The sequence below is a fragment of the Cupriavidus sp. CER-90 genome, from assembly GCF_057652055.1.
The window spans coordinates 1,132,163-1,158,753 of sequence record NZ_JBYGYM010000002.1 but is presented as its reverse complement, the minus strand read 5'-3'; the positions used below and the strand labels follow the sequence as shown (position 1 = coordinate 1,158,753).

27 protein-coding genes are annotated in these 26,591 nt (G+C 67.3%); 14 read left to right on the top strand and 13 right to left on the bottom strand.

All coding sequences use genetic code 11. The annotated features are described in order from the left end of the window. Positions 1 to 115: 115 nt before the first annotated feature. The 6 genes from AC24R4_RS15880 to AC24R4_RS15855 all read right to left on the bottom strand — a co-directional run bounded on the left by AC24R4_RS15880 (position 116) and on the right by AC24R4_RS15855 (position 6,975). Positions 116 to 2,299: a TonB-dependent receptor gene (locus AC24R4_RS15880; RefSeq protein ID WP_400393631.1), complete on the bottom strand. Its 2,184-nt coding sequence runs from the start codon at positions 2,297 to 2,299 to the stop codon at positions 116 to 118. Between the two features lie 108 nt (positions 2,300 to 2,407). Beyond that, on the bottom strand, positions 2,408 to 2,854 hold the full coding sequence (locus tag AC24R4_RS15875; RefSeq protein ID WP_400393629.1) for a hypothetical protein: 447 nt from the start codon (positions 2,852 to 2,854) through the stop codon (positions 2,408 to 2,410). Next, a complete protein-coding gene (locus AC24R4_RS15870; protein ID WP_400393627.1) occupies positions 2,844 to 4,034 on the bottom strand; it encodes a GTP-binding protein in 1,191 nt (396 codons plus the stop codon). The genes AC24R4_RS15875 and AC24R4_RS15870 overlap by 11 nt, the downstream gene beginning before the upstream one ends. Before the next feature lie 218 nt (positions 4,035 to 4,252). Beyond that, positions 4,253 to 4,939: an RNA polymerase-binding protein DksA gene (gene dksA, locus AC24R4_RS15865; RefSeq protein ID WP_228771094.1), complete on the bottom strand. Its 687-nt coding sequence runs from the start codon at positions 4,937 to 4,939 to the stop codon at positions 4,253 to 4,255. A gap of 354 nt (positions 4,940 to 5,293) precedes the next feature. Further along, positions 5,294 to 6,379: a CobW family GTP-binding protein gene (locus AC24R4_RS15860; RefSeq protein ID WP_400393624.1), complete on the bottom strand. Its 1,086-nt coding sequence runs from the start codon at positions 6,377 to 6,379 to the stop codon at positions 5,294 to 5,296. Between the two features lie 62 nt (positions 6,380 to 6,441). Further along, the gene (locus AC24R4_RS15855) at positions 6,442 to 6,975 is read right to left on the bottom strand and encodes a Fur family transcriptional regulator (RefSeq protein WP_400393622.1); all 534 of its coding nucleotides are present in this window, start codon (positions 6,973 to 6,975) and stop codon (positions 6,442 to 6,444) included. Positions 6,976 to 7,171: 196 nt separating this feature from the next. Here AC24R4_RS15855 and AC24R4_RS15850 point away from each other — a divergent pair, with 196 nt between their 5' ends. From AC24R4_RS15850 to hslU, 4 genes are all read left to right on the top strand, one after another. Next, positions 7,172 to 8,083 carry an alpha/beta fold hydrolase gene (locus tag AC24R4_RS15850; RefSeq protein WP_400393621.1) on the top strand — a complete coding sequence of 304 codons (912 nt, stop codon included), beginning with the start codon at positions 7,172 to 7,174 and terminating at the stop codon, positions 8,081 to 8,083. A 240-nt stretch (positions 8,084 to 8,323) separates the two neighbouring features. Further along, positions 8,324 to 9,310 (top strand): tripartite tricarboxylate transporter substrate-binding protein, encoded by a 987-nt coding sequence (locus AC24R4_RS15845; protein WP_153949917.1) that lies wholly within the window; start codon positions 8,324 to 8,326, stop codon positions 9,308 to 9,310. A gap of 261 nt (positions 9,311 to 9,571) precedes the next feature. After that, positions 9,572 to 10,108, top strand: coding sequence for an ATP-dependent protease subunit HslV (gene hslV, locus AC24R4_RS15840; protein ID WP_092602898.1), 537 nt, complete (start codon positions 9,572 to 9,574; stop codon positions 10,106 to 10,108). Positions 10,109 to 10,127: 19 nt separating this feature from the next. Continuing rightward, complete coding sequence (gene hslU, locus AC24R4_RS15835) at positions 10,128 to 11,459, top strand: ATP-dependent protease ATPase subunit HslU (RefSeq protein ID WP_153949916.1); 1,332 nt, start codon at positions 10,128 to 10,130, stop codon at positions 11,457 to 11,459. A 90-nt stretch (positions 11,460 to 11,549) separates the two neighbouring features. Here hslU and AC24R4_RS15830 read toward each other — a convergent pair whose 3' ends face one another. Next, the gene (locus tag AC24R4_RS15830; protein WP_487523335.1) at positions 11,550 to 12,119 is read right to left on the bottom strand and encodes a YcnI family copper-binding membrane protein; all 570 of its coding nucleotides are present in this window, start codon (positions 12,117 to 12,119) and stop codon (positions 11,550 to 11,552) included. A gap of 303 nt (positions 12,120 to 12,422) precedes the next feature. Here AC24R4_RS15830 and AC24R4_RS15825 point away from each other — a divergent pair, with 303 nt between their 5' ends. Then, a complete protein-coding gene (locus AC24R4_RS15825) occupies positions 12,423 to 12,749 on the top strand; it encodes a hypothetical protein (protein ID WP_400392867.1) in 327 nt (108 codons plus the stop codon). Between the two features lie 37 nt (positions 12,750 to 12,786). On the opposite strand, the gene AC24R4_RS15820 is transcribed toward AC24R4_RS15825, so the two are convergent. Together AC24R4_RS15820 and AC24R4_RS15815 are read right to left on the bottom strand one after the other, a co-directional pair. Then, the gene (locus AC24R4_RS15820) at positions 12,787 to 13,401 is read right to left on the bottom strand and encodes a response regulator transcription factor (RefSeq protein ID WP_092602904.1); all 615 of its coding nucleotides are present in this window, start codon (positions 13,399 to 13,401) and stop codon (positions 12,787 to 12,789) included. After that, a complete protein-coding gene (locus AC24R4_RS15815; protein WP_400392869.1) occupies positions 13,401 to 14,774 on the bottom strand; it encodes an ATP-binding protein in 1,374 nt (457 codons plus the stop codon). The genes AC24R4_RS15820 and AC24R4_RS15815 overlap by 1 nt, the downstream gene beginning before the upstream one ends. A 193-nt stretch (positions 14,775 to 14,967) precedes the next feature. On the opposite strand from AC24R4_RS15815, the gene AC24R4_RS15810 reads away from it, so the two are divergent. Next, positions 14,968 to 15,465 carry a copper chaperone PCu(A)C gene (locus AC24R4_RS15810; protein WP_400392871.1) on the top strand — a complete coding sequence of 166 codons (498 nt, stop codon included), beginning with the start codon at positions 14,968 to 14,970 and terminating at the stop codon, positions 15,463 to 15,465. 57 nt (positions 15,466 to 15,522) lie between these two features. Here AC24R4_RS15810 and AC24R4_RS15805 read toward each other — a convergent pair whose 3' ends face one another. Both AC24R4_RS15805 and AC24R4_RS15800 read right to left on the bottom strand, forming a co-directional pair. After that, a complete protein-coding gene (locus tag AC24R4_RS15805; RefSeq protein WP_153949911.1) occupies positions 15,523 to 16,464 on the bottom strand; it encodes a LysR family transcriptional regulator in 942 nt (313 codons plus the stop codon). Between the two features lie 63 nt (positions 16,465 to 16,527). Beyond that, complete coding sequence (locus AC24R4_RS15800) at positions 16,528 to 16,749, bottom strand: cysteine-rich CWC family protein (RefSeq protein ID WP_400392873.1); 222 nt, start codon at positions 16,747 to 16,749, stop codon at positions 16,528 to 16,530. Positions 16,750 to 16,906: 157 nt separating this feature from the next. Between AC24R4_RS15800 and argB the strand changes: the two genes are divergently transcribed. The 6 genes from argB to AC24R4_RS15770 all read left to right on the top strand — a co-directional run bounded on the left by argB (position 16,907) and on the right by AC24R4_RS15770 (position 22,598). Beyond that, positions 16,907 to 17,824 carry an acetylglutamate kinase gene (gene argB, locus AC24R4_RS15795; RefSeq protein ID WP_066735077.1) on the top strand — a complete coding sequence of 306 codons (918 nt, stop codon included), beginning with the start codon at positions 16,907 to 16,909 and terminating at the stop codon, positions 17,822 to 17,824. A 71-nt stretch (positions 17,825 to 17,895) separates the two neighbouring features. Beyond that, positions 17,896 to 18,930 carry a pyrimidine 5'-nucleotidase gene (locus AC24R4_RS15790; protein WP_400392875.1) on the top strand — a complete coding sequence of 345 codons (1,035 nt, stop codon included), beginning with the start codon at positions 17,896 to 17,898 and terminating at the stop codon, positions 18,928 to 18,930. Then, entirely contained in the window at positions 18,927 to 19,583 is a 657-nt protein-coding gene (gene slmA / locus AC24R4_RS15785) for a nucleoid occlusion factor SlmA (protein WP_153949909.1), read from the top strand. Before AC24R4_RS15790 ends, slmA begins: the two co-directional genes overlap by 4 nt. A gap of 286 nt (positions 19,584 to 19,869) precedes the next feature. Further along, a complete protein-coding gene (gene metX, locus AC24R4_RS15780; protein WP_400392877.1) occupies positions 19,870 to 21,042 on the top strand; it encodes a homoserine O-succinyltransferase MetX in 1,173 nt (390 codons plus the stop codon). Next, positions 21,039 to 21,647, top strand: a complete 609-nt coding sequence (gene metW, locus AC24R4_RS15775; protein WP_400392879.1) for a methionine biosynthesis protein MetW — start codon at positions 21,039 to 21,041, stop codon at positions 21,645 to 21,647. Before metX ends, metW begins: the two co-directional genes overlap by 4 nt. Positions 21,648 to 21,779: 132 nt before the next feature. Further along, positions 21,780 to 22,598, top strand: coding sequence for an acyl-CoA thioesterase (locus tag AC24R4_RS15770; protein ID WP_400392881.1), 819 nt, complete (start codon positions 21,780 to 21,782; stop codon positions 22,596 to 22,598). Between the two features lie 51 nt (positions 22,599 to 22,649). Here the strand turns inward: AC24R4_RS15770 and AC24R4_RS15765 are convergent, their stop codons facing one another. Continuing rightward, positions 22,650 to 23,930, bottom strand: a complete 1,281-nt coding sequence (locus AC24R4_RS15765) for a muropeptide transporter (RefSeq protein ID WP_400392883.1) — start codon at positions 23,928 to 23,930, stop codon at positions 22,650 to 22,652. Between the two features lie 117 nt (positions 23,931 to 24,047). Between AC24R4_RS15765 and AC24R4_RS15760 the strand changes: the two genes are divergently transcribed. Together AC24R4_RS15760 and AC24R4_RS15755 are read left to right on the top strand one after the other, a co-directional pair. Further along, complete coding sequence (locus AC24R4_RS15760; protein WP_400392885.1) at positions 24,048 to 24,983, top strand: M48 family metallopeptidase; 936 nt, start codon at positions 24,048 to 24,050, stop codon at positions 24,981 to 24,983. Positions 24,984 to 25,092: 109 nt separating this feature from the next. After that, complete coding sequence (locus tag AC24R4_RS15755) at positions 25,093 to 25,557, top strand: excinuclease ATPase (protein ID WP_487523334.1); 465 nt, start codon at positions 25,093 to 25,095, stop codon at positions 25,555 to 25,557. An 86-nt stretch (positions 25,558 to 25,643) separates the two neighbouring features. Here AC24R4_RS15755 and argC read toward each other — a convergent pair whose 3' ends face one another. Beyond that, complete coding sequence (gene argC, locus AC24R4_RS15750; protein ID WP_400397479.1) at positions 25,644 to 26,591, bottom strand: N-acetyl-gamma-glutamyl-phosphate reductase; 948 nt, start codon at positions 26,589 to 26,591, stop codon at positions 25,644 to 25,646.

Here is a 26,591-nt window from a genome sequence, read left to right as displayed (position 1 = left end):
GGGTTGGGGGAGAGGGCATCGAGGCCCTGCGTGCCGACATGTCGTCAATGGAAGCGCCGCACCCCCTCCCGCGATGCGGGAGAGTGGCGCAAACCAAGCCGCCGCAATGCAGCCGTCAGAACTGCGTCCGCATCCCGATCCGCACGCTGCGGCCGGGTAGCGGTGCGATATCGCGCAGGATCGACGTGGCGCTGCGTGCCTCGGTGTTGGTCAGGTTGTCGCCGCGGACATAGAACAGCGTCTGCGTGCCCGACAGCTTCATCTTGTAGGTCAGCGCCACACCCAGCATCGTGTACGCGTCGGTCGGCGTATCGCCGGTCGGCACACGGCTCTGGCGCGCATTCCAGTCCACGTTGACGCGGGCGCCCCACGGGCCGGCGGCGTAGACCAGCGACCCGCCCAGGCGCAGCGGCGACAGGCGCGGCAGCGGCTGGCCGTTGCTGCGGTTCTCGCCATGGACGTAGTCGGCGCGCGCTTCGAAGTCCAGCGAATCGCTGGTGGTGAGCATCTTCTGCAGCAGGCGCGTCTTGCCTTCGGCCTCGAAGCCGTACAGCGTGGCCGGCACCCCCATGTACTGCAGTTCGGGCAGCGCGCCGTCGCTGCCGGCAGCCACCACGTTGCCTTCGGCGTCGCGATAGCCGCCCGTGTTCAGCAGCGCCAGGTAGTTCTGGAAGCGGCTGTAGTAGCCCGACAGGCTGCCGCTATGGTTGCCCTGCTTGAAGCGCATGCCAAGGTCGATCGACGTGGCGCGTTCCTTGGCGGCGTTCGGGTCGCCCACTTCGAACGATCCCGTGGCCAGGTGCGGGCCGTTGGCGTACAGCTCGTAGAACGTGGGCGCGCGCTCGGTGTACGACAGGTTCGAGGTGACCGTCCAGACCGGGTTGAGCTTGTAAAGCAGGCCGGCCGATGCGCTGCCGGCGTTGAAGCTGCGCTCGGCATCGCTGAAGCGGTCGTTGCCGTTGGCGCTGGACTTCACCTTGCTGTGGTCCAGGCGGCCACCGAAGTTCAGCTTCAGGTCGCCCGACGGGATCAGCGGCAGTTCCTCGAACACGAAGAACGCGGCGTTGTCGGTGGTCGTGCTCGGCACGAACGCCTCTTCGCCCAGGGCAGAGAAGTCGGTATGGCCGAACTGCGTGCCGATCACGCCGGTCATGTTGCCGATCTTGCCGTGCGTGGCTTCCAGGCGGGCGTCCCAGCCGTGGTTCTTGAAGGTCGTGCCGGTTTCGCCGCCCTCGATCTCGCGGTGCTCGTAGTCGGTGTAGCTGAACTTGCCCTTGACCGATTCGAAGATGCCGTTGGTGGCACCGGCCAGGTTGCGCGACTCGCCCTCCAGCGCAAAGCGGTCCTGCCGCATCTTGATGCGCGCGTGTTCCTCGGCCGGCGTGCCGTAGTCGTTGCGATAGGTCGACCAGTTGGCGCCCACGAAGCCGTCTGCCCACGTGTAAGAGCCGCCCATCGAGCCGCCTTCCTGGTGGGCGTTGGTGTTCGGGATCTTGCCGTAGGCTTCGCTCTCGCCTTCGGGCAGCGGCTGGTTGGCGCGCTGCGTGCCGCTGCGGGCGTAGCCCGGAATCCGCAGGTCGCTGGTCTGCCGCACGAAGGCATCGGCGTGCACCGCGAACTTGCCGTTGCCGGCTTCCAGCAGGCCGCTGGCATTGCGGCCCTTGTCGCCGCCAATGGTGCCGCTGACGTCGGCCGCGCCGCCGACGCCGGTAATCGGATCGCGCGGAATACGGTTGTCGATCACGTTGACCACGCCGCCCACGGCGTTGCCGCCGTACATCAGCGCGGCCGGGCCACGCACCACTTCGATCTTCTCGGCCACGAGGGGGTCGATGGGCACCGCGTGGTCATAGGACAGCGTGGAGGCGTCCAGCGTCGAGCCGCCGTTCTGCAGCACCTTGATGCGGTCGCCGTCCAGGCCCCGGATGATCGGCCGGCTGGCGTTCGGGCCGAAGTAGCTCGATGTGACACCGGGCATGCTGTTCAGCGTTTCGCCCAGCGTGCTGGCCTGGCGCACGGCCAGCGCGTCGCCGCCCAGCGTGGACACCGGGGCGACCATGTCGTTCAGGTCGCTGCCAAGCGGGTTGGCGGTGACTACCACTTCCTTCAGTGTCGGGGTGGCGGGCTGCGCGGCAGGTGGTTGTGCGGCAGCGGCCGGTGCGGCCGGTTGGGCCTCGGGCGCGGCCGGAGCGGTGGCCTGGGCGATGGCGTGCGAGGACAGGCCCGCGGTGATCAATGCGGCAAGGGCCGCCAGCGGGGTGCGGCGCACCGCCAGAGTACGGTTGGAGTTCGAGTACATGGCTCGCGATTCGAATTCGGTATGGGCGGGCGCGGCCACGGCAATGCGGGGCGCGCCCGGTCAGGCGTGCGCGGGCGCGGGGTGTCACCCCGCACACGCGGCTGCAAGTCAGGCGAATGCGAACGCGGCCGGCGGGGCGCGGGACTGGAAGGCGTGTGCCGCAGGCAGATCGGGCCAGCGGTAGGCCAGGTTGGCCGGCTTGACCGGCTTGCCGAAGGCGAGGGACGGCAGCGCAAAGCTGCCGAAATGGGTGTCGGCCAGCGTGGCGCCGTCGAACAGCACGCACGAGTGGAGGCCGATTTTCACCGTAAACGGTTCGGCATGGCCCGCGTCGGCGGCGCCATCCGGGGCATCGGGGGTGCCGGTGGATTCGATGGAACCGGCGGATTCGAGCTGGGCGGCGGCCTGCGGGGCGTTCAGCAGCCCGCCGTGCACCACGCGGTGGACCAGGCCCACGTGCTGCGCCAGCAGCAGGCACGTAACCAGCCACAGCGCCGGCCAGAAGCCGATGCCGCGCGCGCGCCAGCGAGAGAGGAGCGGGAATTCAGTGCGCATGCCCGCAGTCGCACGGCCCGTCGCCATGCTCGTGGTCATGATCGTCACCGTGGGCGTGGTCATGATCGTGATCGTCGTCGAACGCATCGCCCCAGTCCGGGAACGGATCGGGATACGCCGCCCAGGCTTCGGGGCCGGCCGCCATTTCGTCGTCGGTCAGCAGGCAGGTGTCCAGGCGGGCTTCCAGCGCGGGCGCGTCCAGGTCGGCGCCGATCAGCACCAGTTCCTGGCGGCGGTCGCCATAGGCGGCGGGCAGGCCGTCTTCGAGCAGGTCGGCCTCGATGGCGGCGCGGGCCAGACCCTCGGCCGGCCATTCCTCGGCATCGATCGCGGCCCACCACGCACCGGCCGCGCCAGGGCGGCAGACACCGCCGGCCTGGCTCCAGTCCCCGGCAATGTCCATGCGGCTGGCTAGCCAGAACAGGCCCTTGGAACGCAGCACGTCGCCATGCTCGCGCATCCATTCGGTGTGGATCAGGTCGGCAAACCGCTGCGGATGGAAGGGGCGCCGGCGGCGGTACACCAGCGTGGCAATGCCGGCGGCATCGGGCACCGCGTCGTTCTGCAGCGCCGCCTGCCATCCGGCCGCGTTGGGCGTGGCTTCCATGTCGAAGCGGCCGGTGCCCAGGACCTGCGCGGCCGGCACGTTGCCATGGCTGGCATCGACAATGCTGGCGCGCGGGTTCAGCGCGCGCAGCACCACGTGCAGGCGGCCCAGCTGGCCGGCATCGACCAGATCGATCTTGTTGATGACGATGACGTCGCAGACTTCGATCTGGTCGATCAGCACATCCACCACGGTGCGGTCGTCGTCATCGTGGGCGGCCAGGCCGCGCGCCGACAGGAAGTCGGCGTCGTGATAGTCGGTCAGGAAGCGGCTGGCATCGACCACGGTCACCAGCGTGTCCAGGTGCGCCACGCCGGGCGACTGCTCGCCGTGGGCGTCCTCGAACGCGAAGCCTTCGGCGATACCGAGCGGTTCGTCGGTCGGATCGGCCTCGATCACGGCGAAATCGTACTGGCCCGTCTGGGCCAGCCGGTCCACTTCGGCCAGCAGGTCGGCACGGCTGTCGACCACGGCCAGGCGTACCCCGGGCTGCGACATCAGCTGATGCAGCACGGTGGTCTTGCCGGCGCCGGTGAATCCGGACAACACGGTGACAGGCAGGCGAGCGGCCATGACGAAAGGACGTTGTTATTGCAACAAAGTTGCGACTGTAACAGAAAGCCGGCCGCGGCAACAGGCTGGCGGTATTCCGCAATGGTAGTGCCGTAGCCGTGACGCCACAAAGGCAATTGCAATCGGGACGATGCGGGCGCGCAAAGCAAAACGGCCCGGAAGACCGGGCCGTTGGGCGTCGGAGCGGGTCAGCCGCGCGGGGTGACCGCCGGAGACGATCAGTCGCCGAACAGCTTCTGGCGCAGTTCGCGGCGCTGCTGGGCTTCCAGCGACAGCGTGGCGGTCGGGCGGGCCAGCAGGCGCGGCACGCCGATCGGCTCGCCGGTTTCCTCGCACCAGCCGTAGTCGCCGGACTCGATGCGCTGCAGCGACTGCTCCACCTTCTTCAGCAGCTTGCGCTCACGGTCGCGCGTGCGCAGCTCGAGTGCGTGTTCTTCTTCGATCGTCGCGCGGTCCGCCGGATCCGGCACGATGACCGTCTCGCGCAGGTGTTCCGTGGTCTGGTCCGCATTCTTGAGGATCTCGTCGCGAAGCTGCTCAAGGCGATTCTTGAAGAAGGCGAGCTGCGCCTCGTTCATGTAATCCTTGTCGCTCATCTTCAGGATTTCAGCTTCAGTCAGAAGTTTGTTGCTGCTCATGGTTCCTGCTGATTCTCTTGTTGATGCGACCGGCGGCGTCTTCGTCCGCTCGGGTGCAGTGGCCGCCCGCTTGCGCGGAGCGGCTGTTTCACTCTGGCTGGCTGCAGTCTTGCTGCTTCGCGTGCCTCCCTTGGCCTCGCCCGCATCGGCGTGCGCCGTACTGCCGCGGGGAGCTGGCGTTGCCTTTTCGGGCGGCGCCTTGAGCGTCTCCGCCGCAGCGGTACCTGTCTTGCTGCGGCTTTCCTTGGTCTTTGTTGCGGCTGTCATGGGGACACCTCTCTCAACGCGTCGAAGAGTGACGGCGCATCGATCGTTGGTCCCCACGCGGAGGGCGGTCTCCGCACGAAGCCAACGACCGCGCCTGCTGGCGGCTGTGCCTCATGCTGACGACGACCGCCGCCCTGCAAATACCGGCTACGCCCAGAGGTGCGCCGCCCGTATCAAATCCGGCCTATTGTACTTGAACAAATTTTTCGGAGATATGGGAGAAAGACCGACAAGAGACAGGAGTTTTCCCGATATTCCCACCCATGGGGAGGGTAGCGGGCGCTGCCGGGGGTGGCACTGCGCCCGGCCGCCCAAGCGGCGGCGGGCGCACCTGGCGGCGCGCCCGGGGGAAAGTCAGGCCAGGCAGGCAGCCAGGCCCTTCAGGATGGCGTCGCGCGGCAGGTCCACGCCGATGAACACCATCTTGGTGCCCGGGGTTTCGTCTTCCCACTTGGCGCCCACGTCACTGCCCATCAGCTGGTGCACGCCCTGGAACACCACCTTGCGGTCCACGCCTTCCATATAGAGCACGCCCTTGTAGCGCAGCAGCTTTTCGCCGTAGACCGACAGGATGCCCGACAGGAATTCCTCCAGCTTGCCGTAGTGGAACGGCTTGTCGCTGCGGAAAACGAACGACGCGATGCGGTCGGTGTGGTGATGGTGGTGATGGTGGTCGTGCGCGTGGCCATGGCCGTGATCGTGATCGTGGTCGTGCCCGTGGTCGTGGCCGCAGTCGGTGCCGCAGTGCTCGCCATGCTCGTGGTCATGGTCGTGCGCGTCGGCGTGCAGGAATTCCGGGTCGATCTCCAGCTTCTCGTTCAGGTTGAAGCCGCGCAGGTCGAAAATCGTGTCGATCGGCGTTTCGCCAAAATTGGCCGTGCGGATCGGCGCGCGCGGGTTCATGTGCTTCAGGCGGTGGCGCAGGTCGTCGATGCCGGCCGCGTCGACCAGGTCGGACTTCGTGATGAAGATCGCGTCGGCAAAGCCCACCTGGCGCTGCGCCTCTTCCTGCTTGTCCAGCTGCATGTTGCCGTGCTTGGCATCGACCAGCGTGATCACGGCGTCCAGCAGGTAGCGCGAGGCGATTTCCTCGTCCATGAAGAAGGTCTGCGCCACCGGGCCCGGATTGGCCACGCCGGTGGTCTCGATCACCACGCGGTCGAAGTCGAGCTTGCCTTCGTCGCGCTGGGTGACCAGGTCGGACAGCGCCTGCACCAGATCGCCCCGGATCGTGCAGCAGATGCAGCCATTGCTCATCTGCACGATCTGCTCGCGGCCGTCCTGCACCAGGATCTCGTTGTCGATGTTCTCCTCGCCGAATTCGTTTTCGATCACGGCGATCTTCATGCCGTGCTGCTCGTTGAGGATGCGCTTGAGCAGCGTGGTCTTGCCGCTGCCTAGGAAGCCGGTCAGGATCGTGACCGGAATCAGTTTGGACATATTGTTCTGCTCCGAGGAAAGCCGGGATCGAGAGGTCGCCCGTATCTATATCTAATATCTATTCAGTGATCGGCATGGCCGCCGGGCTCCGCGCGCACCTTGCCGCATTCCGCGCAGACCCCGTTGACCGTCAGTTCCACGTGATCGACCGCGAATCCGCTGGGAACCTTCGGCGCCACGGACTTTCCGGCCGATTCCAGGCAGAACGTGCGGTCGCAGCGCGTGCAATGGAAATGGCTGTGCTGGCGATGCACTTCGGCGCGCGCCGCCTCGTGCTCCAGCAGCGTGAAACGGAAGACGCGGTCGTTGCCGGCACGCTTCTGCGCCAGGCCCTGGTCCACCAGCCAGTCCAGCACCCGGTACACCGTCACGCGGTCCACGTCGCCATCGGCCGGCAGGCGGTCGATCACTTCCTGGTGCGTCAGCGCCGCCTGGGCGTCGATCAGGCACGCCAGGATGGCCACGCGCGGTTGCGTCACACGTGCGCCAAGCTGGCGCAGGCGCGCCTGCGCCGCGTCAAGGCGGCCGGCGCCGGCGCTGGCGTCGTCGGGCGGGGGCGCGGGCGTGGCGGGCGGATGAGGGGTGGGGCGGTTCATGCCGACGATTTAACCATAGCCCCCGGCGAGTTGCAATTCAGTTGCACAAACAGGGTTTTTGGCCAGGGCGGGAAGCCGCCGGGCGGCGTCCGGGGGCGCCTGGGAAGTCTTCAGGCGGTATCCGGGCAGCTTCTGGGCCGCGGAAAAAAGCCTATGATCGGCAGGCAGGCCAGACCACAACCCCGGAGACCATGTCATGCAGAACGACGCCAGCGCGTTGCTGTTTCCCAATTTCGAGTGGTTTCGCCTGAAGGTGGGCGACGTCGAGATAGGGGGCGTCCGGGGCGGGTCGGGGCCGCCGCTGCTGCTATTGCACGGCTTCCCGCAGAGCCACCTGATCTGGCACAAGGTGGCGCCGGCGCTGGCCGACCGCTTTACCGTCATCGCCACCGACCTGCGCGGCTACGGCAGCAGCAGCGCGCCGCCGGGCAGCGCCACCCACGATGTCTACAGCAAGCGCGCGATGGCGCAGGACCAGGTCGAGGTGATGCGCCAGCTTGGCTACCGGCGCTTTGCGCTGTGCGCCCATGATCGCGGTGCGCGCGTGGCGCATCGGCTCTGCATGGATCATCCCGACGCGGTCAGCCAGTTGATGCTGCTGGACATCGCGCCGACGCTGGCCATGTACGAGGCCACCGACATGGCATTCGCCGTCGCCTACTGGCACTGGTTCTTCCTGATCCAGCCGGCGCCGTTCCCCGAAACGCTGATCAATGCGGAGCCCGCGTTCCTGATCGAACGGCTGCTGGGGCTGCGACATCCGGGTGCGGGCCCGAGCCCGTTCGTGCCCGATGCCATGGCCGCCTACGTTGCCGCGATGCGCGAACCGGCGCGCGTGCATGCCATGTGCGAGGACTATCGCGCCGCCGCCACCATCGACCTCGACCACGATCGCGCGGACCGCGAAGCCGGCCGCAAGCTGCAGATGCCGGTGCGCGTGCTGTGGGGCGAGCACGGTGTGGTGGCCCGCTGCTTCGAGCCGCTGCAGCTCTGGCAGGAAGTGGGGACAAACGTCACGGGCGGCCCGCTGCCGTGCGGTCACTACCTGCCCGAAGAAGCGCCCGAGCCGCTGCGTGAAGAAATCCTCAGTTTCATTACATTCTCGTAAGAAACGCCACTTTCTCGCGGGTTAGCCCCTATATCTGGGGCTTGTTCGCGATTGCTAACATCCACCTCCGGCTCCGCCTGTCGGCGGGGTTTGACGCTGTCTGGAATCCATACATCGTGCCGATGGTCACCGCGTTTTTCCGATATGGATCGACGCGCTCGGGGGTCGCGAACCACGACGAAGCCCGGCGGCACCCGCAGCGTTGGAACGGGGAATCCAAGAGGGAACAGGAGAGACGTAATGAAACGAGTGGCATTGAATATTGCAGCCGCGCTGGCCGTTGCCGGCGTGGGTGTCTTCACGGGAGCGCAGGCGCAGGAATACCCGGGCGGCAAGCCGGTGCAGGCGGTGGTGCCGTTTGCCGCGGGCGGCCCGACCGACAAGGTGGCGCGCGAACTGACGATGATCATGTCCAAGCACCTGGGCACGACCATCGTGATCGAAAACCTGGGCGGTGCCGGCGGCACCATCGGCGCCAAGAAGGTGGCGCAGGCCAAGGGCGACGGCTACACGATCCTGATCCACCATATCGGCATGTCCACGGCGCCGGCGCTGTACCGCAACCTGGGCTTCGATCCGCTGAAGGATTTCGAGATGGTCGGTGAAGTGGCCGACGTGCCGATGGTGATGGTGGGCAACAAGCAACTGCCGCCTGCCACGTTCAAGGACCTGGTGCCGTACATCAAGGCCAACGCCAGCAAGCTGTCGCTGGCCAACGCCGGCATCGGCTCGGCCTCGCACCTGTGCGGCCTGCTGTTCCAGAGCGCGCTCCAGACCGAACTGACCACCGTGCCGTACAAGGGTACCGCCCCGGCGCTGACCGATATCCTCGGCGGCCAGGTCAACCTGATGTGCGACCAGACCACCAACATCGCCGGCCAGCTGAAGGCCGGCGCGCTGAAGCCCTACGCCGCGATGCAGTCGCGCCGCGTGGAAGCGTTCAAGGACATCCCGACCGCCGCCGAACAAGGCATGCCGGGCGTGGAAGTGAAGATCTGGCACGCCATGTACGCACCGAAGGGCACGCCGAAGCCGATCATCGACAAGCTGTCGGCCGCGCTGCAGAAGTCGGTGCAGGACCCGACCTTCCGCGCCAAGATGGCGGAACTGGGCGCCGAGGCCGTACCCGCCCAGCGCGCCACGCCGGATTCGCTGCGCACGTTCCTGACGTCGGAAATCAACAAGTGGACGCCGGTGATCAAGAAGGCCGGCGTGTATGCCGACTGACGGCTGGCGGGTTCGCTGACCGATCAGCCGATTGCCCTCCGGGAGTTGCTCCCGGTGCCGAAAAGGCCACGCCATGCGTGGCCTTTTTTCCATTTGCGGGTGCCTGCCGCGGCGCCATGTGCTGCCGGCGCCGGTCGGGCCCGATCCGACGTCCGGATCGGCGATTTCCTATATTGGAAGATCGTCGCCGGCATAGCCGCCTCTTGAAAGACGGTCATGTGGCGCCACCTAGCCGCAGAACACCTCTCACGCAAAGGCACCATGGAACAGTATCACGGCACCACCATCGTCAGCGTCCGCCGCGGCAATCAGGTCGCACTGGGCGGTGACGGCCAGGTCACGCTCGGCAATATCGTGATGAAGGGAACGGCCCGCAAGGTCCGGCGCATCTATAACGGCAAGGTGCTGGTCGGGTTTGCCGGCAGCACGGCCGATGCCTTCTCGCTGCTCGACCGCTTCGAGGCGAAGCTGGAGAAATACCAGGGCAACCTGACCCGCGCGGCAGTGGACCTGGCCAAGGACTGGCGTTCGGACCGCGCGCTGCGCCGTCTGGAGGCCATGCTGATCACGGCGGACCGCGACACCACGCTGGTCATCACCGGCAACGGCGACGTGCTCGACCCCGAAGGCGGCATCGCGGCCATCGGCTCGGGCGGCGCGTATGCGCAATCGGCAGCCAAGGCGCTGGTCGAGAACACCGAGCTGTCGCCGAAGGACGTGGTCGAAAAGGCCCTGACCATCGCCGGCGAACTCTGCATCTATACGAACACCAACTTCGTCATCGAGACCATCGACTGACGCGCCCCAACGGATTCCCATGTCGCAAACCATGACCCCGTCGGAAATCGTTTCCGAACTCGACAAGCACATCATCGGCCAGAACAAGGCCAAGAAGGCCGTGGCCGTGGCGCTGCGCAACCGCTGGCGCCGCCAGCAGGTGGAAGAGCCGCTGCGCCAGGAAATCACGCCCAAGAACATCCTGATGATCGGACCCACGGGCGTGGGCAAGACCGAGATCGCGCGCCGGCTGGCCAAGCTGGCCGACGCGCCGTTCATCAAGATCGAGGCCACCAAGTTCACCGAGGTGGGCTATGTGGGCCGCGATGTCGATACGATCGTGCGCGACCTGGCCGAAATGGCCGTCAAGCAGACGCGCGAATCGGAAATGAAGAAGGTGCGCACCAAGGCCGAGGACGCCGCCGAGGACCGCCTGCTGGACGTGCTGCTGCCGCCGCCGCGTGACATCGGCTTCCAGCAGCAGGAGGACAAGGACTCGAACACGCGCCAGGTGTTCCGCAAGAAGCTGCGCCAGGGCGAACTCGACGACAAGGACATCGAGCTGGAAGTGGCCGCCGGCATGCCGAACATGGACATCATGGGGCCGCCGGGCATGGAAGACATGACCGAGCAGATCCGCACGATGTTTGCCGGGCTGGGCCAGGGCAAGAAGGCGCGCCGCAAGATGAAGGTCCGGGAAGCGTTCCGGCTGCTGATCGACGAAGAGGCCGCCAAGCTGCTGAACGAGGAAGAGCTCAAGCACAAGGCCATCGCCAACGTCGAGCAGAACGGCATCGTGTTTCTGGACGAGATCGACAAGATCGCTAGCCGCAGCGACGTGGGCGGCGGCGAGGTGTCGCGCCAGGGCGTGCAGCGCGACCTGCTGCCACTGGTGGAAGGCACCACCGTCAACACGAAGTACGGGATGATCAAGACCGATCACATCCTGTTCATCGCGTCGGGCGCGTTCCATCTGTCCAAGCCGAGTGACCTGATCCCCGAACTGCAGGGCCGCTTCCCGATCCGCGTGGAGCTGGAATCGCTGTCGGTGCAGGATTTCGAGGCCATCCTGACGCAGACCGACGCGAGCCTGACCAAGCAGTACCAGGCGCTGCTGAAGACCGAAGAGGTCGACCTGCAGTTCGCGCCGGACGGCATCCGCCGCCTGGCCGAGATCGCGTTCTCGGTCAACGAGAAGGTCGAGAATATCGGCGCGCGCCGCCTGTACACGGTGATGGAGCGTCTGCTCGAAGACCTGTCGTTCCACGCCACGAAGTCGTCGGGCAATACCGTGACGATCGACGCCGCGTATGTGGATGAACGCCTGGGCGACCTGGCGGGCAACGAGGACCTGTCGCGCTACGTGCTGTAACGCGCGGCGCTTCGCCGCAAAACAGAAGAGCCGGACAATTTGCACTGTCCGGCTCTTTTTTTTTGCCTGCGCGGGGCCGAGCCGCCCCGGTCAGTGCGCGTGGCCGGCGTGCCCGGCATGGGCATCGACCGGGATCACCTCAAGCGCCGGCGCGGGCGACTTCAGTTCGCGCGGGTTCTGGCCTTCGGCCGGCACCTGGGTCCATTCCGACTTGCCGTTCTCGCACTCCTGCACCACGGGGAAGTACAGCTTGCCGCCTTGCTCGGGCAGCTTCATCAGCAGGCGGAACTCGTCGAAATGCTGGTCGGCCAGCGTGTTGCCATACCAGCGGATGGTGCGCACATCGTCCTCGACCGTCTTGCCATGCGAGGCATAGGGCCTGGCCAGCTTCGCGCGCTGGACGTCGAGTTGCCAGCCCGGCTTCGGCTGCGGATGCGCGCCCTGCACGCCTTCGGGGATGGTCACCGTGACCGACTTCGTGGCGCTGCCATTGCAGCCATGGCCCACCATCAGCACGCCCTTGAAGTAGCTGCCCGCGGGCGCCTGCTTCTGTTCGAAGACGATATGGGCAGAGGCCAGCGGCGCGGCGACAAGCAGGGCCACGGACAGCGCGGTCGGCAGGGCGGAGGGCAGGGCGGCAGCGAGGAGGCGCGGGATCATGGAGCGGGAGTCGTCCGAGAATGTGACAAAGTGCATCAGTCTAACTTTGCGCATCGTGCGCCGGCGTGCGACGTGGTGCCGCAGCACGGCCGGCGGTCGCGCGTGGCCGGTTTCAAGTCAGCGGTGTTTCAAAGGCGGCCCGCCCGTTGTCGCGCCCGTAACCCGCGTAAGCATTGGTAAGCACACTGGCGCCGATCCTGAAGAAAATGCGACCCTTGCGCACCTTGTCTGTCACCGTCCTGGTCGATGGGACCGATGCGGGAGCCACCGCATCCTGCGCAAACACCTAAAAGGGAGTCAGCCATGCGTACCACCTTCTTCAAGCGCAACCGCGTGCGCAAGCGCCGGGTGGCCATGGCCGCCACGGGCGTCGTGGCGGCCATTACCGCCGCCACCGTATTTCTCTGCATCCGCCCCGGCGTGATGACCGACGCCCATGCGGCGGCGGTGCCGGCCGCCAACGCGGCCCGGGCCGCGGACCAGACCGAGCGCAGCGCCGTCGTGGCCGCCACGGCCATGGCCTCGGGCGCGCTGGTGACGCTGGCCGACCGCCACGCCAGCGATGCCGTGCGCATGGCCGATGCGTCGGACGACGACCTGGGCTGGGACTACGTGCAACTGCGCCTGTAACGCCGCGCGCCAGGCCGGCAAGTCAGTCCAGCCGGAATCAGCGCGACACCGGCCGCTTGCCCAGCTTGCGCTGCAGCGTGCGTCGATGCATGTTCAGCGCGCGCGCCGTGGCGGAGATATTGCCGCCATGCTCGGTCAGCACCCGCTGGATGTGCTCCCATTCGAGCCGGGCCACCGACAGCGGCACCGGTTCTTCCAGCGCGGCCTCGGCCGCCTCTTCCGACACGCCTGCCATCAGCGCGGTCAGGATCGAATCGACGTTGGCCGGCTTGGCCAGGTATTCGTCGGCCCCCTGTTTGACCGCTGCCACGGCCGTGGCAATGCTCGCGTAGCCCGTCAGCACCAGGATGCGTGCGTCGGGCAGCGCCTGGCGCAGCGGCGCCACCAGATGCAGCCCCGATTCGGCCGGCGCGGTGCCGCTGGCCTCCGGCGGCGGCCCCAGATGCAAATCCAGCGTGACATAGGCGAACGGCGTTTTCGCGGCCAGGGCCAGCGCGCTGCCGCCGTTGTGCGCCACCTGCACGGCGTAGCCGCGGCGCGTCAGCGCACGGGCCAGCGTGCCGGAAAACACCTCGTCGTCATCGATCACGAGGAAGGGCGTGGCGTCGGGTGCCGGTACGGCGGCCAGTGCGTCGGCAGGTGCGTCGGTCATTACGGTTGGAAATCGGATTGCGGGGAGAGCGGGTTTGCGGCCGCGCCGGCCAGCGGCAGGCGCAGCTCTGTCACCGTGCCGCCCGCGGGGTTGTCGAGCCATGCCAGCCCGCCCCCAAGCTGGCGGGCGGCGCTTTGCGCCAGATACAGGCCGATGCCCTGGCCGCCGTGGCTGCTGGCCACCGGCGCTTCGCCCAGCTGCGCGCGCAGCGCGGGCGCAATGCCGCTGCCGTGGTCGGTCACGCGCCAGACCAGCGCGTCGTCGTCCACCGATACGGTCAGCGCCAGCGGCGGGGCCTGACGGCTGGCGCCGCCCTCGCCGTACTGGCTGCGCGCGGCGTTGTCCAGCACGATGGTCAGGATCTGGCTCACGCGCGCCGTATCCACGGCCTGCGCCGCGGCATCGGGCAGCACGTCGGCCTGCAGGCTGGCCTGCGGATGGCGCAACTGCCAGCGTTCCACAAACGAAGCGATCCAGGCGTCGATGCGCTGCGGGGCCAGCGTCTCGTGGTCCTCGCGCAGCCGCGCCAGGATCGATCGGCACAGTTCGAGCTGCTGCTCCATCGTGCGCAAATCGGGCAGGTAGCCGGCTACGGCGGTGGCGCCGCGCCGGGCGTCCTCGGCATCGGCGCGCAATTCGCCAGCGATCACGGCCAGCGTGGCCAGCGGCGTGCCGATTTCATGCGCCACGGCGGCGGCCTGGTCGTTGAGCGCCTCGACGCGCGCCTCGCGCAGCAGCAGTTCGCGCGCATGGTTGAGCTGGGCGTCGCGCTGGCGCAGCACGTTCGACAGCCGCGCCACGAAGAACGCGATCATCACGGCACTGGCCACGAAATTCAGCCACATCCCGGCCAGGTGATAGTTCACCGCGTTGTCGGGGTTGTGCAGGTGCAGCGGCAGGTATTCGAGCAGCAGCAGCGAATAGCAGGACAGCGCGTAGACCGCCAGCACCACCACCAGCCGCCACGGCAGGATGGCCGCCGCAATGGCCAGCCCGGGCAGGTAGAACGACACGAACGGGTTGGTGGCGCCCCCCGTATAGAACAGGATGGCCGACAGCGCGGTCAGGTCCACCATCATCTGCACCATCAGCTCGCCGTCGCCGGGCATGGCGCCGCGTGTGGCGTGCCAGCGCAGCCGCGCCACCGAATACAGGTTGAACGCGGTCTGGACCGTGAACAGGAACAGCAGCGGCTTGTACGGCAGCATGATGCCGGCCACCGATTCGCACGACACCAGCAGCATGGCCTGGCCGGCCAGCAGGGCCCAGCGCAGCCAGCACAGGCGGCGCAGGCTGACCAGGCTATGGCGTTGCGCCGGCATGCCGAAGATGGCCGGCAGCGGCGTGGGGGACAGGTCGATCGAGGCGTGCATGGCGCGAGTGTAGCAATGCTGCGGCGGGTTGCCCGTCATGCGACACCGTGCCGCATTCTGGGCCGTGGGCGGGGCTGCCAGACTGTGGGGTTACCGGGCGATGGGCAGGGCGACAGGCGGGCTCCGCCGAGCCATGGTCTAATGGTCGCCCCCAATATCGTCGTCTTCGATCCGAATCGTGGAGATGTTCCCCATGCAAGCCAAAATCCGTGCGGCGCGTGCCGCTTCCATCGTTACCCTTGGCCTGGCCGGGCTGCTGGCCAGCGCCCACGCCATGGCGCAGGTCGACGTCAGCGACGCCTGGGTGCGCGGCACGGTGCCGGCCCAGACCGCGTCCGGCGCGTTCATGACGCTGCACGCGCACGACGCGGCAAAGCTGGTGGGCGTGTCGTCGCCGGTGGCCACGGCCGAGCTGCACGAAATGAAGATGGACAACAACGTGATGCGGATGCGCCAGATCCAGGCGCTGGACTTGCCGAAGATGCAGGACGTGCAGCTCAAGCCGGGCGGCTACCACGTGATGCTGATGGGCCTGAAGCAGCAGCTCAAGGCCGGCGATACGGTGCCCATCACGCTGAAGATCGAACAGAACGGCAAGGTGACGGAACAGACCGTCAAGGCCGAGGTGCGCGACGTGACCGCGTCGGCCCAGTCGGGCGGCCACGCCGGCCACATGGACCACAAGCACTGACCGGGACCCCAGGCACTGACCGGCCCGGGCCGGCGGCGCCGGGTCTGGCCGGCCGGGTCAGCCGCGCAGGCTGATGGCGGCGGCTTCGGCGTCCGCGTCGGCCGACGTGGCGGCCTCGCGCACGCGTTCGCGCAGCCAGGTATGGCCGGGATCGGCCTCGGCCTTTTCGGGCCAGATCATGCTGTAGCTGAAGCCCGGAATCGTAAACGGCGCCTCGAAGATGGCCAGGCGCGGGTCGGCCAGGGCTTCCAGGCTGCGCCGTGCGGTGGTCAGGACCATGTTGGTGCCGACGATCAGCCCCGGCGCCACGCTCCAGTGCGGCACCGCGCAGGCAATCTTGCGCCGGCCGCCCAGTCGCGTCACGGCGGCGTCGATGGCCTCGCCGCGCTCGGTGGCGGCCGTCACCAGCACATGCGAGCGCGCCAGGTAGGCCACGTGGTCGAGCCGGCCGGTGTCGCGCACCGTGGCCGCATCCACCGCGCAGGCGAAATCGTCATCGAACAGCACCGCCGTACGCACGCCCTCGGGCTCGAACGAGAAGGCGGCCAGCGCCACGTCCAGCTCGCCGTCGGCGATCTGCGCGGTCATGGTCTCGCGGCTGGACTGCGTCACCACCAGGTCGATATTGGGCGCCGCCCGGCGCAGGGCGCGCAGCAGGCGGGGCAACACCACCAGGGCGCCATAGTCGGACATCGCCAGGCGGAACGTGCGCCGCGCCGTGGCCGGCTGGAAGCCGCCCGGCCCCAGCAGGATGCGCACCTGCGCCAGCGCCTCGGCCAGCGGGCCGGTCAGCTCGTGGGCGCGCGGCGTCAACACCAGTCCGCCCTGGCCTCGCACCAGCAGCGGGTCGTCCAGCAACTGCCGCAGCCGCGCCAGCGAATGGCTCACGGCCGGCTGGCTCAGCTGCAGCCGCAGCGCGGCGCGCGAGATATGGCGTTCGGCCAGCAGTGCTTCCAGCACCACCAGCAGGTTGAGATCGATTCCGCGTAGGCTATTCATGTCGCGAATGTTAAACCGGACTGCGTCCGTTTTGTCATTCGCCGAACGCAGGAGCGAAAATTTTCATGATGAAGCGGGCGGTGTCTCGGCCTGACGACGTTTCAGGCAGTCGGGACACAGGCAATGCCGGCCCGGCACGATCTGGCGCGCCGGCAGCAGGGGCAGGCTGGCGCACCAGCATTCCGGCAGCCCTGCCGCATACCCGCAGACGAAGGCCGCCCCGCAGGCGCTGCAATGTTCCACGGGGCGCAGCCGGCCGGTCTGTATCGTCGAGGGGTCGGTCATGGCGTTGTATCCTTGTTGCATTGCCGCGATTGCAATGCCGCCGCCGGTTTCTTGTAGAATCGGCGCCTGCCCGCAATGCCGGCCCGCCCCGTACCGCCTTGTCAGGCGGACGGTTCGTCATGATACCTGCTCCAGATCACACGGAATGTCCGAAGCCATGAACGCTGACAATCCTGGGCCTGCCACCACGTCGGTAGCGGCCATCGCCCCCTCTCTCAAGGCCGAAATCCTTGCCGAGGCGCTCCCCTACATCCGCAAGTTCCACGGCAAGACCATTGTGGTCAAGTACGGCGGCAATGCGATGACCGAGGAAAAGCTCAAGCACGGCTTTGCGCGCGACGTGATCCTGCTGAAGCTCGTGGGCATGAACCCGGTGGTGGTCCACGGCGGCGGCCCGCAGATCGACGAGGCGCTGAAGAAGGTCGGCAAGGTCGGCACGTTCATCCAGGGCATGCGCGTCACCGACGAGGAAACCATGGAAGTGGTGGAATGGGTGCTCGGCGGCGAAGTCCAGCAGGACATCGTCATGCTGATCAACCAGTACGGTGGCCAGGCCGTGGGCCTGACCGGCAAGGACGGCGGCCTGATCCGCGCCAAGCGCCTGCAGATGCCCGACCGCGAGAACCCGGGCACCTTCATCGATATCGGCTACGTTGGCGATATCGAGGCGATCAACCCGGCCGTGGTCAAGGCGCTGCAGGACGACGCGTTCATCCCGGTGATCTCGCCGATCGGCTTTTCCGACGATGGCCAGGCGTACAACATCAACGCCGACGTCGTGGCTGGCAAGATGGCCGAGATCCTGAAGGCCGAGAAGCTCGTCATGATGACGAACATCCCGGGCGTGATGGACAAGAAGGGCAACCTGCTGACCGACCTGTCGGCGCGCGAGATCGAGGAACTGTTCGCCGACGGCACGATTTCCGGCGGCATGCTGCCGAAGATCTCGTCGGCGCTGGACGCCGCCAAGAGCGGCGTGCATTCGGTCCACATCATCGACGGCCGCATCGAACATTCGCTGCTGCTGGAAATCCTGACCGAACAGGCCTTCGGCACGATGATCCGCTCGCACTGAGCGCGTCCGTCAGGGAGCCCGCCGGGTGCGGGTTCCCGGTCTTCCTCTCCATTCAGGTTCACAATCCAGGCGTGTTTATCCGTCAGCCCACCCAGCGTCGCGGCAGGGATCGCGCACGCCGTCTTTCGTCCGGACAGGCTTCCGTCCACCGTCCGCGCCGGCATCTGCTGCGCGACGCGGCAGGGAATGCGTCCGGCGATACGGTGTGGCTGTTCGACCTCGACAACACGCTGCACGATGCCTCGCATGCGATCTTTCCGGCCATCAACCGGCTGATGACCGCCTACGTGGCGCGGGTACTGGGCAGCGACGAGGCCACGGCCAGCCGCGTGCGCGTGGACTACTGGCAGCGTTACGGCGCCACCCTGCTGGGCATGATCCGCCATCACCAGGTGGACCCGGCGGATTTCCTGCGTGCCGCGCACGACTTCCCCGAACTGGCGGACATGGTGCGCGTGCGCCGCGGGCTGGTGGCCGCGCTGCGCCGGTTGCCGGGCCGCAAGATCCTGGTGACCAACGCGCCGCGCGACTACGCGATGGCGGTGATGGCGGTGGCCGGGATCGACCGCTGCTTCGAGCGCGTGGTGGCGATCGAGGACATGTGGGTGCATGGCCATCTGCGGCCCAAGCCCGACCGGCGCATGCTGCGCCGGCTGCTGACGCAGATTGGCGTGGCGCCGCGCCGCGTGGTGCTGGTGGAGGACACCGTGTCGCACCTGAAGCACTATGCGGCCATCGGCATCCGCACGGCGTGGGTCACTGGCTTCCTGCGCACGCTCGCGCCGTCGCGGCCCCATGTGGTGCCGGCCCAGGCTGGCGCCGCGCGCGATGCCGCCACGCGGTCGATGCTGTCGGCCGAGGATCGCCAGCATGTGGGCCACACGGCCCAGGAGCGTTCCGTGACGCTGGTCGCGGCCGAGAGCCAGGACCCGTCGGCCGGCCTGGACGGCGAGTCAAGTGCCCGGACTGCGGCAACGGCGCCACAGATGCAGGCCGATCACGGCCCCAGAATGCGTGCCCGCGTGGTCAATCGCCCGGGATATGTGGACATAAAAGTACAATTGATGCATCAACTCCTACGACAAAAGCGGAGAATCGGGTCATGACGCAAACCATCGCTCGCGAGGCAGAGGCTCTCATGCCAGTCGCCCCATCGGCTATCGAGCCGGAGACCCCGGCGCGCAAGCGACCACGCCCGGGCGAACGCCGCATTCAGATCCTGCAGACGCTGGCCGGCATGCTCGAGCACCCGCGCGGGGAAAAGATCACGACGGCCGCGCTGGCCGCCAGGCTGTCGGTGTCCGAGGCGGCCCTGTATCGCCATTTCGCCAGCAAGGCGCAGATGTTCGAAGGCCTGATCGGCTTTATCGAGCAGACGGTGTTCGGCCTGATCAACCAGATCACCACGCAGGAAGAACATGGCTTGCGCCAGGTGCAGGCCATCGTGCGCATGCTGCTGACGTTTGCCGAAAAGAACCCGGGCATGACGCGCGTGCTGACCGGCGAGGCCCTGGTGGGCGAGCACGAGCGCCTGCAGGAACGCATCAACCAGATGGTGGACCGCATCGAGGCATCGCTGCGCCAGTGCCTGAAGGTGGCGGTCACGCAGGCCGCGTTTCCGGCCGACGCCGATATTCCCGGGCGCGTGGCGCTGATTACCGCCACGGTGCAGGGCCACTGGCACCGCTACGCCCGCAGCGGGTTCCGCAAGCTGCCGAGCGACAACATCGACGCACAGCTGCGCGTGCTGCTGGGGTAAATGCCCCGCGCCGGCAAGCGGTCATGCGTGCGGCCGGCGCTTTGCACTATAATGTGCGGGTCGCGCCGATTTGATGACTGGCTTGCGGGCGCGCGGCACCCGGGGAAGATGCTCCGGTTGCCAATATAAATGCGGCTAAAGAGGTTGGGTCGGTGCCTCGCGGATGGATCATCCACGCTCCAGCACCGACACGCGGAATCCCGCGAAAAGCCCGACTTGGCTGCGAACCCTACGCATTGGCCGGTCGGGTTTTTTTTCGCCTGCTGACTTGACGCGGGCCTGCTCCATGACCGATGTCGCTCCTCCCGCTGGCGTGCTCGATGTGCCGACCGATTCCGTCGGCGTCGTCACGCCCCAGCGCCTGCATTTCGCCGAACCGCTGAAGCTGCGCAACGGCAGCCAGATCGCCGGCTATGACCTGATGGTCGAGACCTACGGCACGCTCAACGCCTCGCGCAGCAATGCCGTGCTGGTGTGCCACGCCCTGAACGCCTCGCACCACGTGGCCGGCATCGCCGCCGACAACCCGCGCGATATCGGCTGGTGGGACAACATGGTCGGCCCCGGCAAGCCGCTCGATACCAACCGCTTCTTCGTCATCGGCGTGAACAACCTCGGGTCGTGCTTCGGCTCGACGGGGCCGATGAGCGCCAACCCGGCCACCGGCGCCCCCTACGGCGCGCTGTTCCCGGTGGTGACGGTCGAGGACTGGGTCAACGCGCAGGCGCGCGTGGCCGACCACTTCGGCATCGACCAGTTCGCGGCGGTGATGGGCGGCAGCCTGGGCGGCATGCAGGCGCTGGCCTGGAGCCTGATGTACCCGGACCGCCTGCGCCACTGCATCGTGGTGGCGTCCACGCCGAAGCTGTCGGCGCAGAACATCGCGTTCAACGAAGTGGCACGCAGCGCCATCCTGTCCGACCCCGATTTCCACGGCGGCAACTACTACGCGCACAACGTGAAGCCCAAGCGCGGGCTGCGCGTGGCGCGCATGATCGGCCATATCACGTACCTGTCCGACGAGGACATGGCCGAGAAATTCGGCCGGACGCTGAAGGCCGAGGACATCCAGTTCTCGTTCGACGTCGAATTCCAGGTGGAAAGCTACCTGCGCTACCAGGGCGACAAGTTCGCCGAGTACTTCGACGCGAACACCTACCTGCTGATCACGCGCGCGCTGGACTATTTCGACCCGGCGCTGGCTTTCCAGGGCGACCTGACCAAGACCATGGCCCAGACGCACTCCAAGTTCCTGGTGGTCAGCTTCAGCACGGACTGGCGTTTCGCGCCGAACCGCAGCCGCGAGATCGTCAAGGCGCTGCTCGACAACAAGCGGCAAGTGTCGTACGCCGAGATCGACGCGCCGCATGGCCACGACGCCTTCCTGCTGGAAGACCCGCGTTATCACAACCTGATGCGCGCCTACTACGAACGCATTGCCGAGGAGATCGGTGCATGAACGCCGCCAATCCCAATATCCTCGCGCTGCGCCCCGACTTTCGCGCGATTGCCCGCTGGGTGGAGCCAAACTCCACCGTGCTAGACGCCGGCTGCGGCGATGGCAGCCTGTTGCGCGTGCTGCAGGACGAGCTGGACGTGAAGGCCTATGGCATCGAGATCCGTGACGAAGAGGTGCTGGCCTGCGCCCAGAAGGGCGTCAACGTGATCCAGCAGAACCTGGAGGGCGGCCTGGCGCTGTTCGAGGACAAGAGCTTCGACACGGTGATCCTGTCGCAGACGCTGCAGACCATCCACAACACGGCGCAGGTACTGCGCGACACGCTGCGCGTGGGCCGCGAGTGCATCGTGTCGTTCCCGAACTTCGGCTACTGGCCGCACCGGCTGTCGGTGTTCCAGGGCCGCATGCCGGTGTCGGAGTCGCTGCCGTACCAGTGGTACAACACGCCGAACGTGCGCGTGCTGACGATCCGCGATTTCGAGGAACTGGCGCCCAAGGTGGGCCTGCGCGTGCTGGACCGCGTGGTGATGCACGAAGGCGTGACCGTGAACTGGGGCGTCAACTGGCGCGGCAGCCTGGCGGTGTACCGGGTGACGGCCACCTGACATGGGTATCCCCAGATTCCGCCCGGCGCGCTGCAGGGCGGAATCGAAGCGTCCCTAGCTTGACGCAAGCTTCTGGCGGGCATACCGTACGTCGTTACCGAACGACCGTACTTTTTTCCTGCATCCACCGCCATGACGCAAGCGCCCCTGCATCCGCTCGATCACGCCCTGCAACTGGAACCGGCCGGCGAACACCGCTTCCGGGGACATACCAGCCAGGCCTACTGGAACATGATCGGGCCGTTCGGCGGCGCCACGGCGGCAGCGATGCTGCAGGCGGCGCTGATCCATCCCGAGCGGCTGGGCGATCCCAGCGCGCTGACCGTCAACTTTGCCGGCCCGATTGCGGAAGGGGCGTTCGAGATCGTCGCCCGGCCGGCGCGGACCAACCGGTCGACCCAGCACTGGCATCTGGAAGTGCTGCAGAACGGCGAAGTCACCACCACCGGCAGCGCCGTGTTCGCGGTGCGCCGCGAAACATGGAATTGTGGCGAAGCGGCGATGCCGGACGTGCCCGCCGCCCAGACGTTGCCGAAGATGGGTGGCTTCGCACCCGTGAAATGGATCAACAGCTATGACATGCGCGCGGTGCGGGGCGCCAAGCCCGCGGCCGCGCCGGGCACGGAGAATCCGGACAGCCTGACGCAATTCTGGATCCGCGACGAACCGGCGCGCACGCCGGACTATGCTGCCATGGCGGCCTGGTGCGACGCGTTCTATCCGCGCATCTTCCTCAAGCGGGCGGGCTTTGTGCCGGCCGGCACGGTATCGCTGACCACGTATTTCCACGCCGATGCGGCCACGCTGGCCGCGCTGGGCGACCGACACGTGCTGGGCAGCGCCCAGGCGCGCGTGTTCCGGCAGGGCTTCTTCGACCAGACCGCCGAGATCTGGAGCCCCGATGGCGCGTTGCTCGCCACCTCGCACCAGATCGTCTACTACAAGGAGTAAGTCCGGGGCCCGCCCCTGTGCGCCATGGCCGGACGGGCCCGGCGCCTTGAACTATGCCGGCCGGACCGCCGCCGCCTCTGCCGGCTCGCGCGCCTGGGCTTCGTAGCGGTGGACGGTGTGGCGCATGGCCCAGAGCAGCGCCACGCCGGGCACGGCCGCGATGACGGTGCCGAGGTAGAACGGCGCCCAGCCCCACGCCTCGACCATGTAGCCCGAGGTCGGGCCCACGTAGACGCGGCCGATCGACGCCAGCGCCGACAGCAGCGCGTACTGCGTGGCCGAGAACGAGCGGTTGCACAGCGTCATCAGCAGCGCCACGAAGGCCGCCGTGCCCATGCCGCCGCAGATGTTCTCCACAGCGATGGTCGCGGCCATGGTCCACAGGTGCGGCGGCGTCACCGCCAGGACCCAGTAGCCCAGGTTCGACACCCCCTGCAGCACGCCGAACAGCATCAGCGATCGATACAGCCCCAGCCGCACCATCAGCGACCCGCCGAACAGCGCGCCGATGATCGTGGCCGCCAGGCCCAGCGTCTTGTTGACGATGCCGACCTCGCCGGGGTCGAAGCCCAGCCCCCGGATCAGGAAGGTGGTCGACAGGCTGCCCGCGAAGGCATCGCCGAGCTTGTACAGCACGATCAGCAGCAGCAGCCACCAGGCGCCCTGGCGGCCGAAGAAGTCGCGCAGCGGGCCGAGTACCGCCTCTTCCAGCGACCTGGGCGCGCGCGCCGGGGTGTCCGGTTCGGGCGCCCACATCAGCGTGAGCAGGCCCACGCTCATCAGCGCGGCCATCAGCAGGTACATGTTCGACCAGCCCAGCACGCGGTCGGCCAGGTAGAGCGCCAGGCCGCCCGACACCAGCATGGCCAGCCGATAGCCCAGCACCTTGACCGCCGCGCCGGCCCCGCGTTCGGCGGGGCGCAGCACGTCGGTACTGTAGGCATCGAACACGATGTCCTGCGACGCGGACAGGAAGGCCACCAGCGTGGCCAGTGCCGCCAGCGCCCACAGGGCCTGGTGCGGCGGGCAGAAGGCCATCGCCGCGATGCTGCCCACCAGCGCCAGCTGGGTCACCAGCAGCCAGCCGCGCCGCCGTCCCAGCATCGGCGGCGTGTAGCGGTCCATCAGCGGCGCCCACAGGAACTTGAAGATATAGGCCTGGCCCACCAGCGAGAAGAAGCCGATCGTCTTGATGTCGAGCCCTTCGACGGTCATCCAGGCCTGCAGCGTGCCGGAAGTCAGTGCCAGCGGCAGGCCGGAGGCAAAACCGAGCGTCAGCATGGCGCCGATGCGGCGGTTGCGGAAGATGTCGAGATAGGTCTGGAAATTCATGATGGGGTGGCGCCAAGGCTGGCGTGTATTATTGCATCACCCGTTCGCGCTGCCCCCGAACCCGCCACGACTTATTTCGCATCGAGCCCCGCCGTGAATCCCATCATGCCCGAGACCATGCGTCAGTCCTGCCTGCGCGTCATCCTGGCCGCCGTGGCGCTGGCACCGGCGCTGCCCGTGGTGGCCCAGGACGTGGCACTGGTGGCGGCCCCCGACGACGGCGTGCGTGTGGAGCGGCGCTATTCGAAGGTGCGCGAGATCGTGCCGATGGAAGTCATCGACCAGCAGGCCGCCCGCGAGTACGAACAGGTCAAGCAGGAAGCCATCGCCAAACATACGCTGCTGGACGACGCCGATCCGCAGGTGCAGCGCCTGCGCGAGATCGGCATCCGGCTGCTGCCGCAGACCGTGCTCTGGAACCCGCGCGCCGGCCGCTGGCCGTGGGAGATCAACGTCATCCGCGCGAAGCAGATCAACGCCTTCTGCATGCCTGGCGGCAAGATGGCCGTCTATACGGGGCTGCTCGACGAATTGAAGCTGACCGACGACGAAGTGGCCGTGGTGATGGGCCACGAGATTGCCCATGCGCTGGAAGAGCACGCGCGCCAGCGCGCGGCGCAGGCGGAAATCTCGAATCTGGGGGCCAACGTGGTGTCGCAGCTGACCGGCTTCGGCAACCTGGGCAACATGGACATCGGGTCCAACGCCAAGATGTTGTCGCTGCGGTTCTCGCGGCTGGAAGAGACCGAGGCGGACCTGATCGGCATGGACATCGCCGCCCGCGCCGGCTACGACCCGCGCGCCGCCATCACGCTGTGGCAGAAGATGGGCAAGTTCCTGCAGGCGGGCGACGAATTCTCGTCGACCCATCCGTCGGGCCGCAGCCGCATCGCGGTGCTGGAGGCGCACATGCAAGAGGTGCTGCCGATCTACGCGAAGACCATGAACATGCCGATGGACAAGCTTGCGCCGCATCAGGCCAACATGGCTGGCCTGGCCGGCGCGCCGGTGGACGCTGGCGACGAAGACCAGCGGCGGCCACTAAAAAAGTAAACACTTCAATCTGGTTCGTGCAGCGGCGGATCGGGTAGCATCATCCGGGTGGCGTTCGAGGCGCGTGGCGCCGCCGATGCCGAGGATCGACTCAACCAGGGAGAGGCCCATGAACAAGACATTGCGCAGTGCCCTCGTCGCAACCGCTTTACTGGCATCGGGCGCCGCCAGCGCGGCCGACCAACTCATGAACATGCCGATCGATGCCGCCTTGAAGTCGCCCACGGCGGCGACCCGGATCGACCCGGGCATCCAGATGTCGTGGGGCTTCAACCGGCTCGACGGCGCACAGAATCCGGTGTTGTTCAAGACGGTGAAGCGCGTGCGCCGGCCTGTGAGCCGGGTGCAGGACACGCCTGTGCCGACCGATGCCGAACTGTGCCAGACCGTGTTCGTCGAGGCGCTGCAGGAATTGCAGCAACGGGCCAGCAGCACGGGCAACAACGCCTTGATGGAGATCCGCAGCAACTGGAAGGACGACGAAACGTCGAGCGACAAGACTTATGTGTGCGCGAAGGGCGCGGCCTATATCGGCGTCGCGCTCAAGGCCACGCTGGTCAAGGTGGGAGGCTGATCCAGCCTGCCGCCAGCCCGGCGCCCCATGAAAAAACCGGCTCCGCGGAGCCGGTTTTTTTTGCCTCACGCGCTCGCGTGCGGCCGTCAAGCCTTCAGGCCGCTGGCTTCGTCCGCGCCGATGCGCACGTTCATGCACTGCACCGCTGCACCCGCCGCACCCTTGCCCAGGTTGTCCAGGCGGGCCACCAGGTTCAGGCGCTCTTCGTTACCGAACACGAACAGGTCCACCCGGTTGGTGTCGTTGCTGGCCTGGACGTCGAAGAAACCGTGGTCCAGGTTGTCGTCGCTGTTGTACGGATGCACGCGGACGAACTGCTCGCCCTCGTAGTGCTTGCGGTAGATGTCGAGGATGGCTTCGGCATTGGCCGGCGTGCGCAGCAGCGACGGATACACCGGCACCGTCACCGACAGGCCCTTCAGGAAGTTGCCGACGATCGGGTTGAAGATCGGCGCCTGGGCCAGGCCGGCCTGCACGCGCATTTCCGGCAGGTGCTTGTGCGCCAGGCCCAGCGCGTACGGACGCGGGCTGTTCAGCTTCGGGTTACCGCCGGCTTCGAACTCGGCAATCATCGACTTGCCGCCGCCGCTGTAGCCGGTCAGCGAGAACGCCGAGATCGGGTAATCGGCCGGCATCAGGCCCGCTTCCACCAGCGGACGCACGGCCAGCACGAAGGCGCTGGCGTGGCAGCCCGGCACGGCGATGCGGTTGCTGGCGCGAATCTTCTCGCGCTGGCCGCGGGTCAGTTCGGGCAGGCCATAGGCCCAGCTGTCGGTGGTGCGGAACGCCGTGCTGGCGTCGATCACGCACGTGTCCGGATTGGTGACCAGCGACACCGCTTCGCGCGAAGCCACATCGGGCAGGCACAGGAAAGAGACGTCCGAGGCATTCAGGAAGCGTGCTCGCTCCTGCGGGTCCTTGCGCTTGTCATCGGCAATGCGCAACAGCTCCACGTCGGAGCGACCCGAGAGATAGTCAAGCAACCGGAGACCGGTGGTACCTTCCTGACCATCGACGAACACTTTGAAAACCAT

Coding starts and splice junctions, on each gene's coding strand:
- AC24R4_RS15880 (WP_400393631.1), bottom strand. CDS start 2,299: ATGTACTCGAACTCCAACCGTACTCTGGCGGTGCGCCGCACCCCGCTG.
- AC24R4_RS15875 (WP_400393629.1), bottom strand. CDS start 2,854: ATGCGCACTGAATTCCCGCTCCTCTCTCGCTGGCGCGCGCGCGGCATC.
- AC24R4_RS15870 (WP_400393627.1), bottom strand. CDS start 4,034: ATGGCCGCTCGCCTGCCTGTCACCGTGTTGTCCGGATTCACCGGCGCC.
- dksA (WP_228771094.1), bottom strand. CDS start 4,939: ATGACAGCCGCAACAAAGACCAAGGAAAGCCGCAGCAAGACAGGTACC.
- AC24R4_RS15860 (WP_400393624.1), bottom strand. CDS start 6,379: ATGTCCAAACTGATTCCGGTCACGATCCTGACCGGCTTCCTAGGCAGC.
- AC24R4_RS15855 (WP_400393622.1), bottom strand. CDS start 6,975: ATGAACCGCCCCACCCCTCATCCGCCCGCCACGCCCGCGCCCCCGCCC.
- AC24R4_RS15850 (WP_400393621.1), top strand. CDS start 7,172: ATGCAGAACGACGCCAGCGCGTTGCTGTTTCCCAATTTCGAGTGGTTT.
- AC24R4_RS15845 (WP_153949917.1), top strand. CDS start 8,324: ATGAAACGAGTGGCATTGAATATTGCAGCCGCGCTGGCCGTTGCCGGC.
- hslV (WP_092602898.1), top strand. CDS start 9,572: ATGGAACAGTATCACGGCACCACCATCGTCAGCGTCCGCCGCGGCAAT.
- hslU (WP_153949916.1), top strand. CDS start 10,128: ATGTCGCAAACCATGACCCCGTCGGAAATCGTTTCCGAACTCGACAAG.
- AC24R4_RS15830 (WP_487523335.1), bottom strand. CDS start 12,119: ATGATCCCGCGCCTCCTCGCTGCCGCCCTGCCCTCCGCCCTGCCGACC.
- AC24R4_RS15825 (WP_400392867.1), top strand. CDS start 12,423: ATGCGTACCACCTTCTTCAAGCGCAACCGCGTGCGCAAGCGCCGGGTG.
- AC24R4_RS15820 (WP_092602904.1), bottom strand. CDS start 13,401: ATGACCGACGCACCTGCCGACGCACTGGCCGCCGTACCGGCACCCGAC.
- AC24R4_RS15815 (WP_400392869.1), bottom strand. CDS start 14,774: ATGCACGCCTCGATCGACCTGTCCCCCACGCCGCTGCCGGCCATCTTC.
- AC24R4_RS15810 (WP_400392871.1), top strand. CDS start 14,968: ATGCAAGCCAAAATCCGTGCGGCGCGTGCCGCTTCCATCGTTACCCTT.
- AC24R4_RS15805 (WP_153949911.1), bottom strand. CDS start 16,464: ATGAATAGCCTACGCGGAATCGATCTCAACCTGCTGGTGGTGCTGGAA.
- AC24R4_RS15800 (WP_400392873.1), bottom strand. CDS start 16,749: ATGACCGACCCCTCGACGATACAGACCGGCCGGCTGCGCCCCGTGGAA.
- argB (WP_066735077.1), top strand. CDS start 16,907: ATGAACGCTGACAATCCTGGGCCTGCCACCACGTCGGTAGCGGCCATC.
- slmA (WP_153949909.1), top strand. CDS start 18,927: ATGACGCAAACCATCGCTCGCGAGGCAGAGGCTCTCATGCCAGTCGCC.
- metX (WP_400392877.1), top strand. CDS start 19,870: ATGACCGATGTCGCTCCTCCCGCTGGCGTGCTCGATGTGCCGACCGAT.
- metW (WP_400392879.1), top strand. CDS start 21,039: ATGAACGCCGCCAATCCCAATATCCTCGCGCTGCGCCCCGACTTTCGC.
- AC24R4_RS15770 (WP_400392881.1), top strand. CDS start 21,780: ATGACGCAAGCGCCCCTGCATCCGCTCGATCACGCCCTGCAACTGGAA.
- AC24R4_RS15765 (WP_400392883.1), bottom strand. CDS start 23,930: ATGAATTTCCAGACCTATCTCGACATCTTCCGCAACCGCCGCATCGGC.
- AC24R4_RS15760 (WP_400392885.1), top strand. CDS start 24,048: ATGCGTCAGTCCTGCCTGCGCGTCATCCTGGCCGCCGTGGCGCTGGCA.
- AC24R4_RS15755 (WP_487523334.1), top strand. CDS start 25,093: ATGAACAAGACATTGCGCAGTGCCCTCGTCGCAACCGCTTTACTGGCA.
- argC (WP_400397479.1), bottom strand. CDS start 26,591: ATGGTTTTCAAAGTGTTCGTCGATGGTCAGGAAGGTACCACCGGTCTC.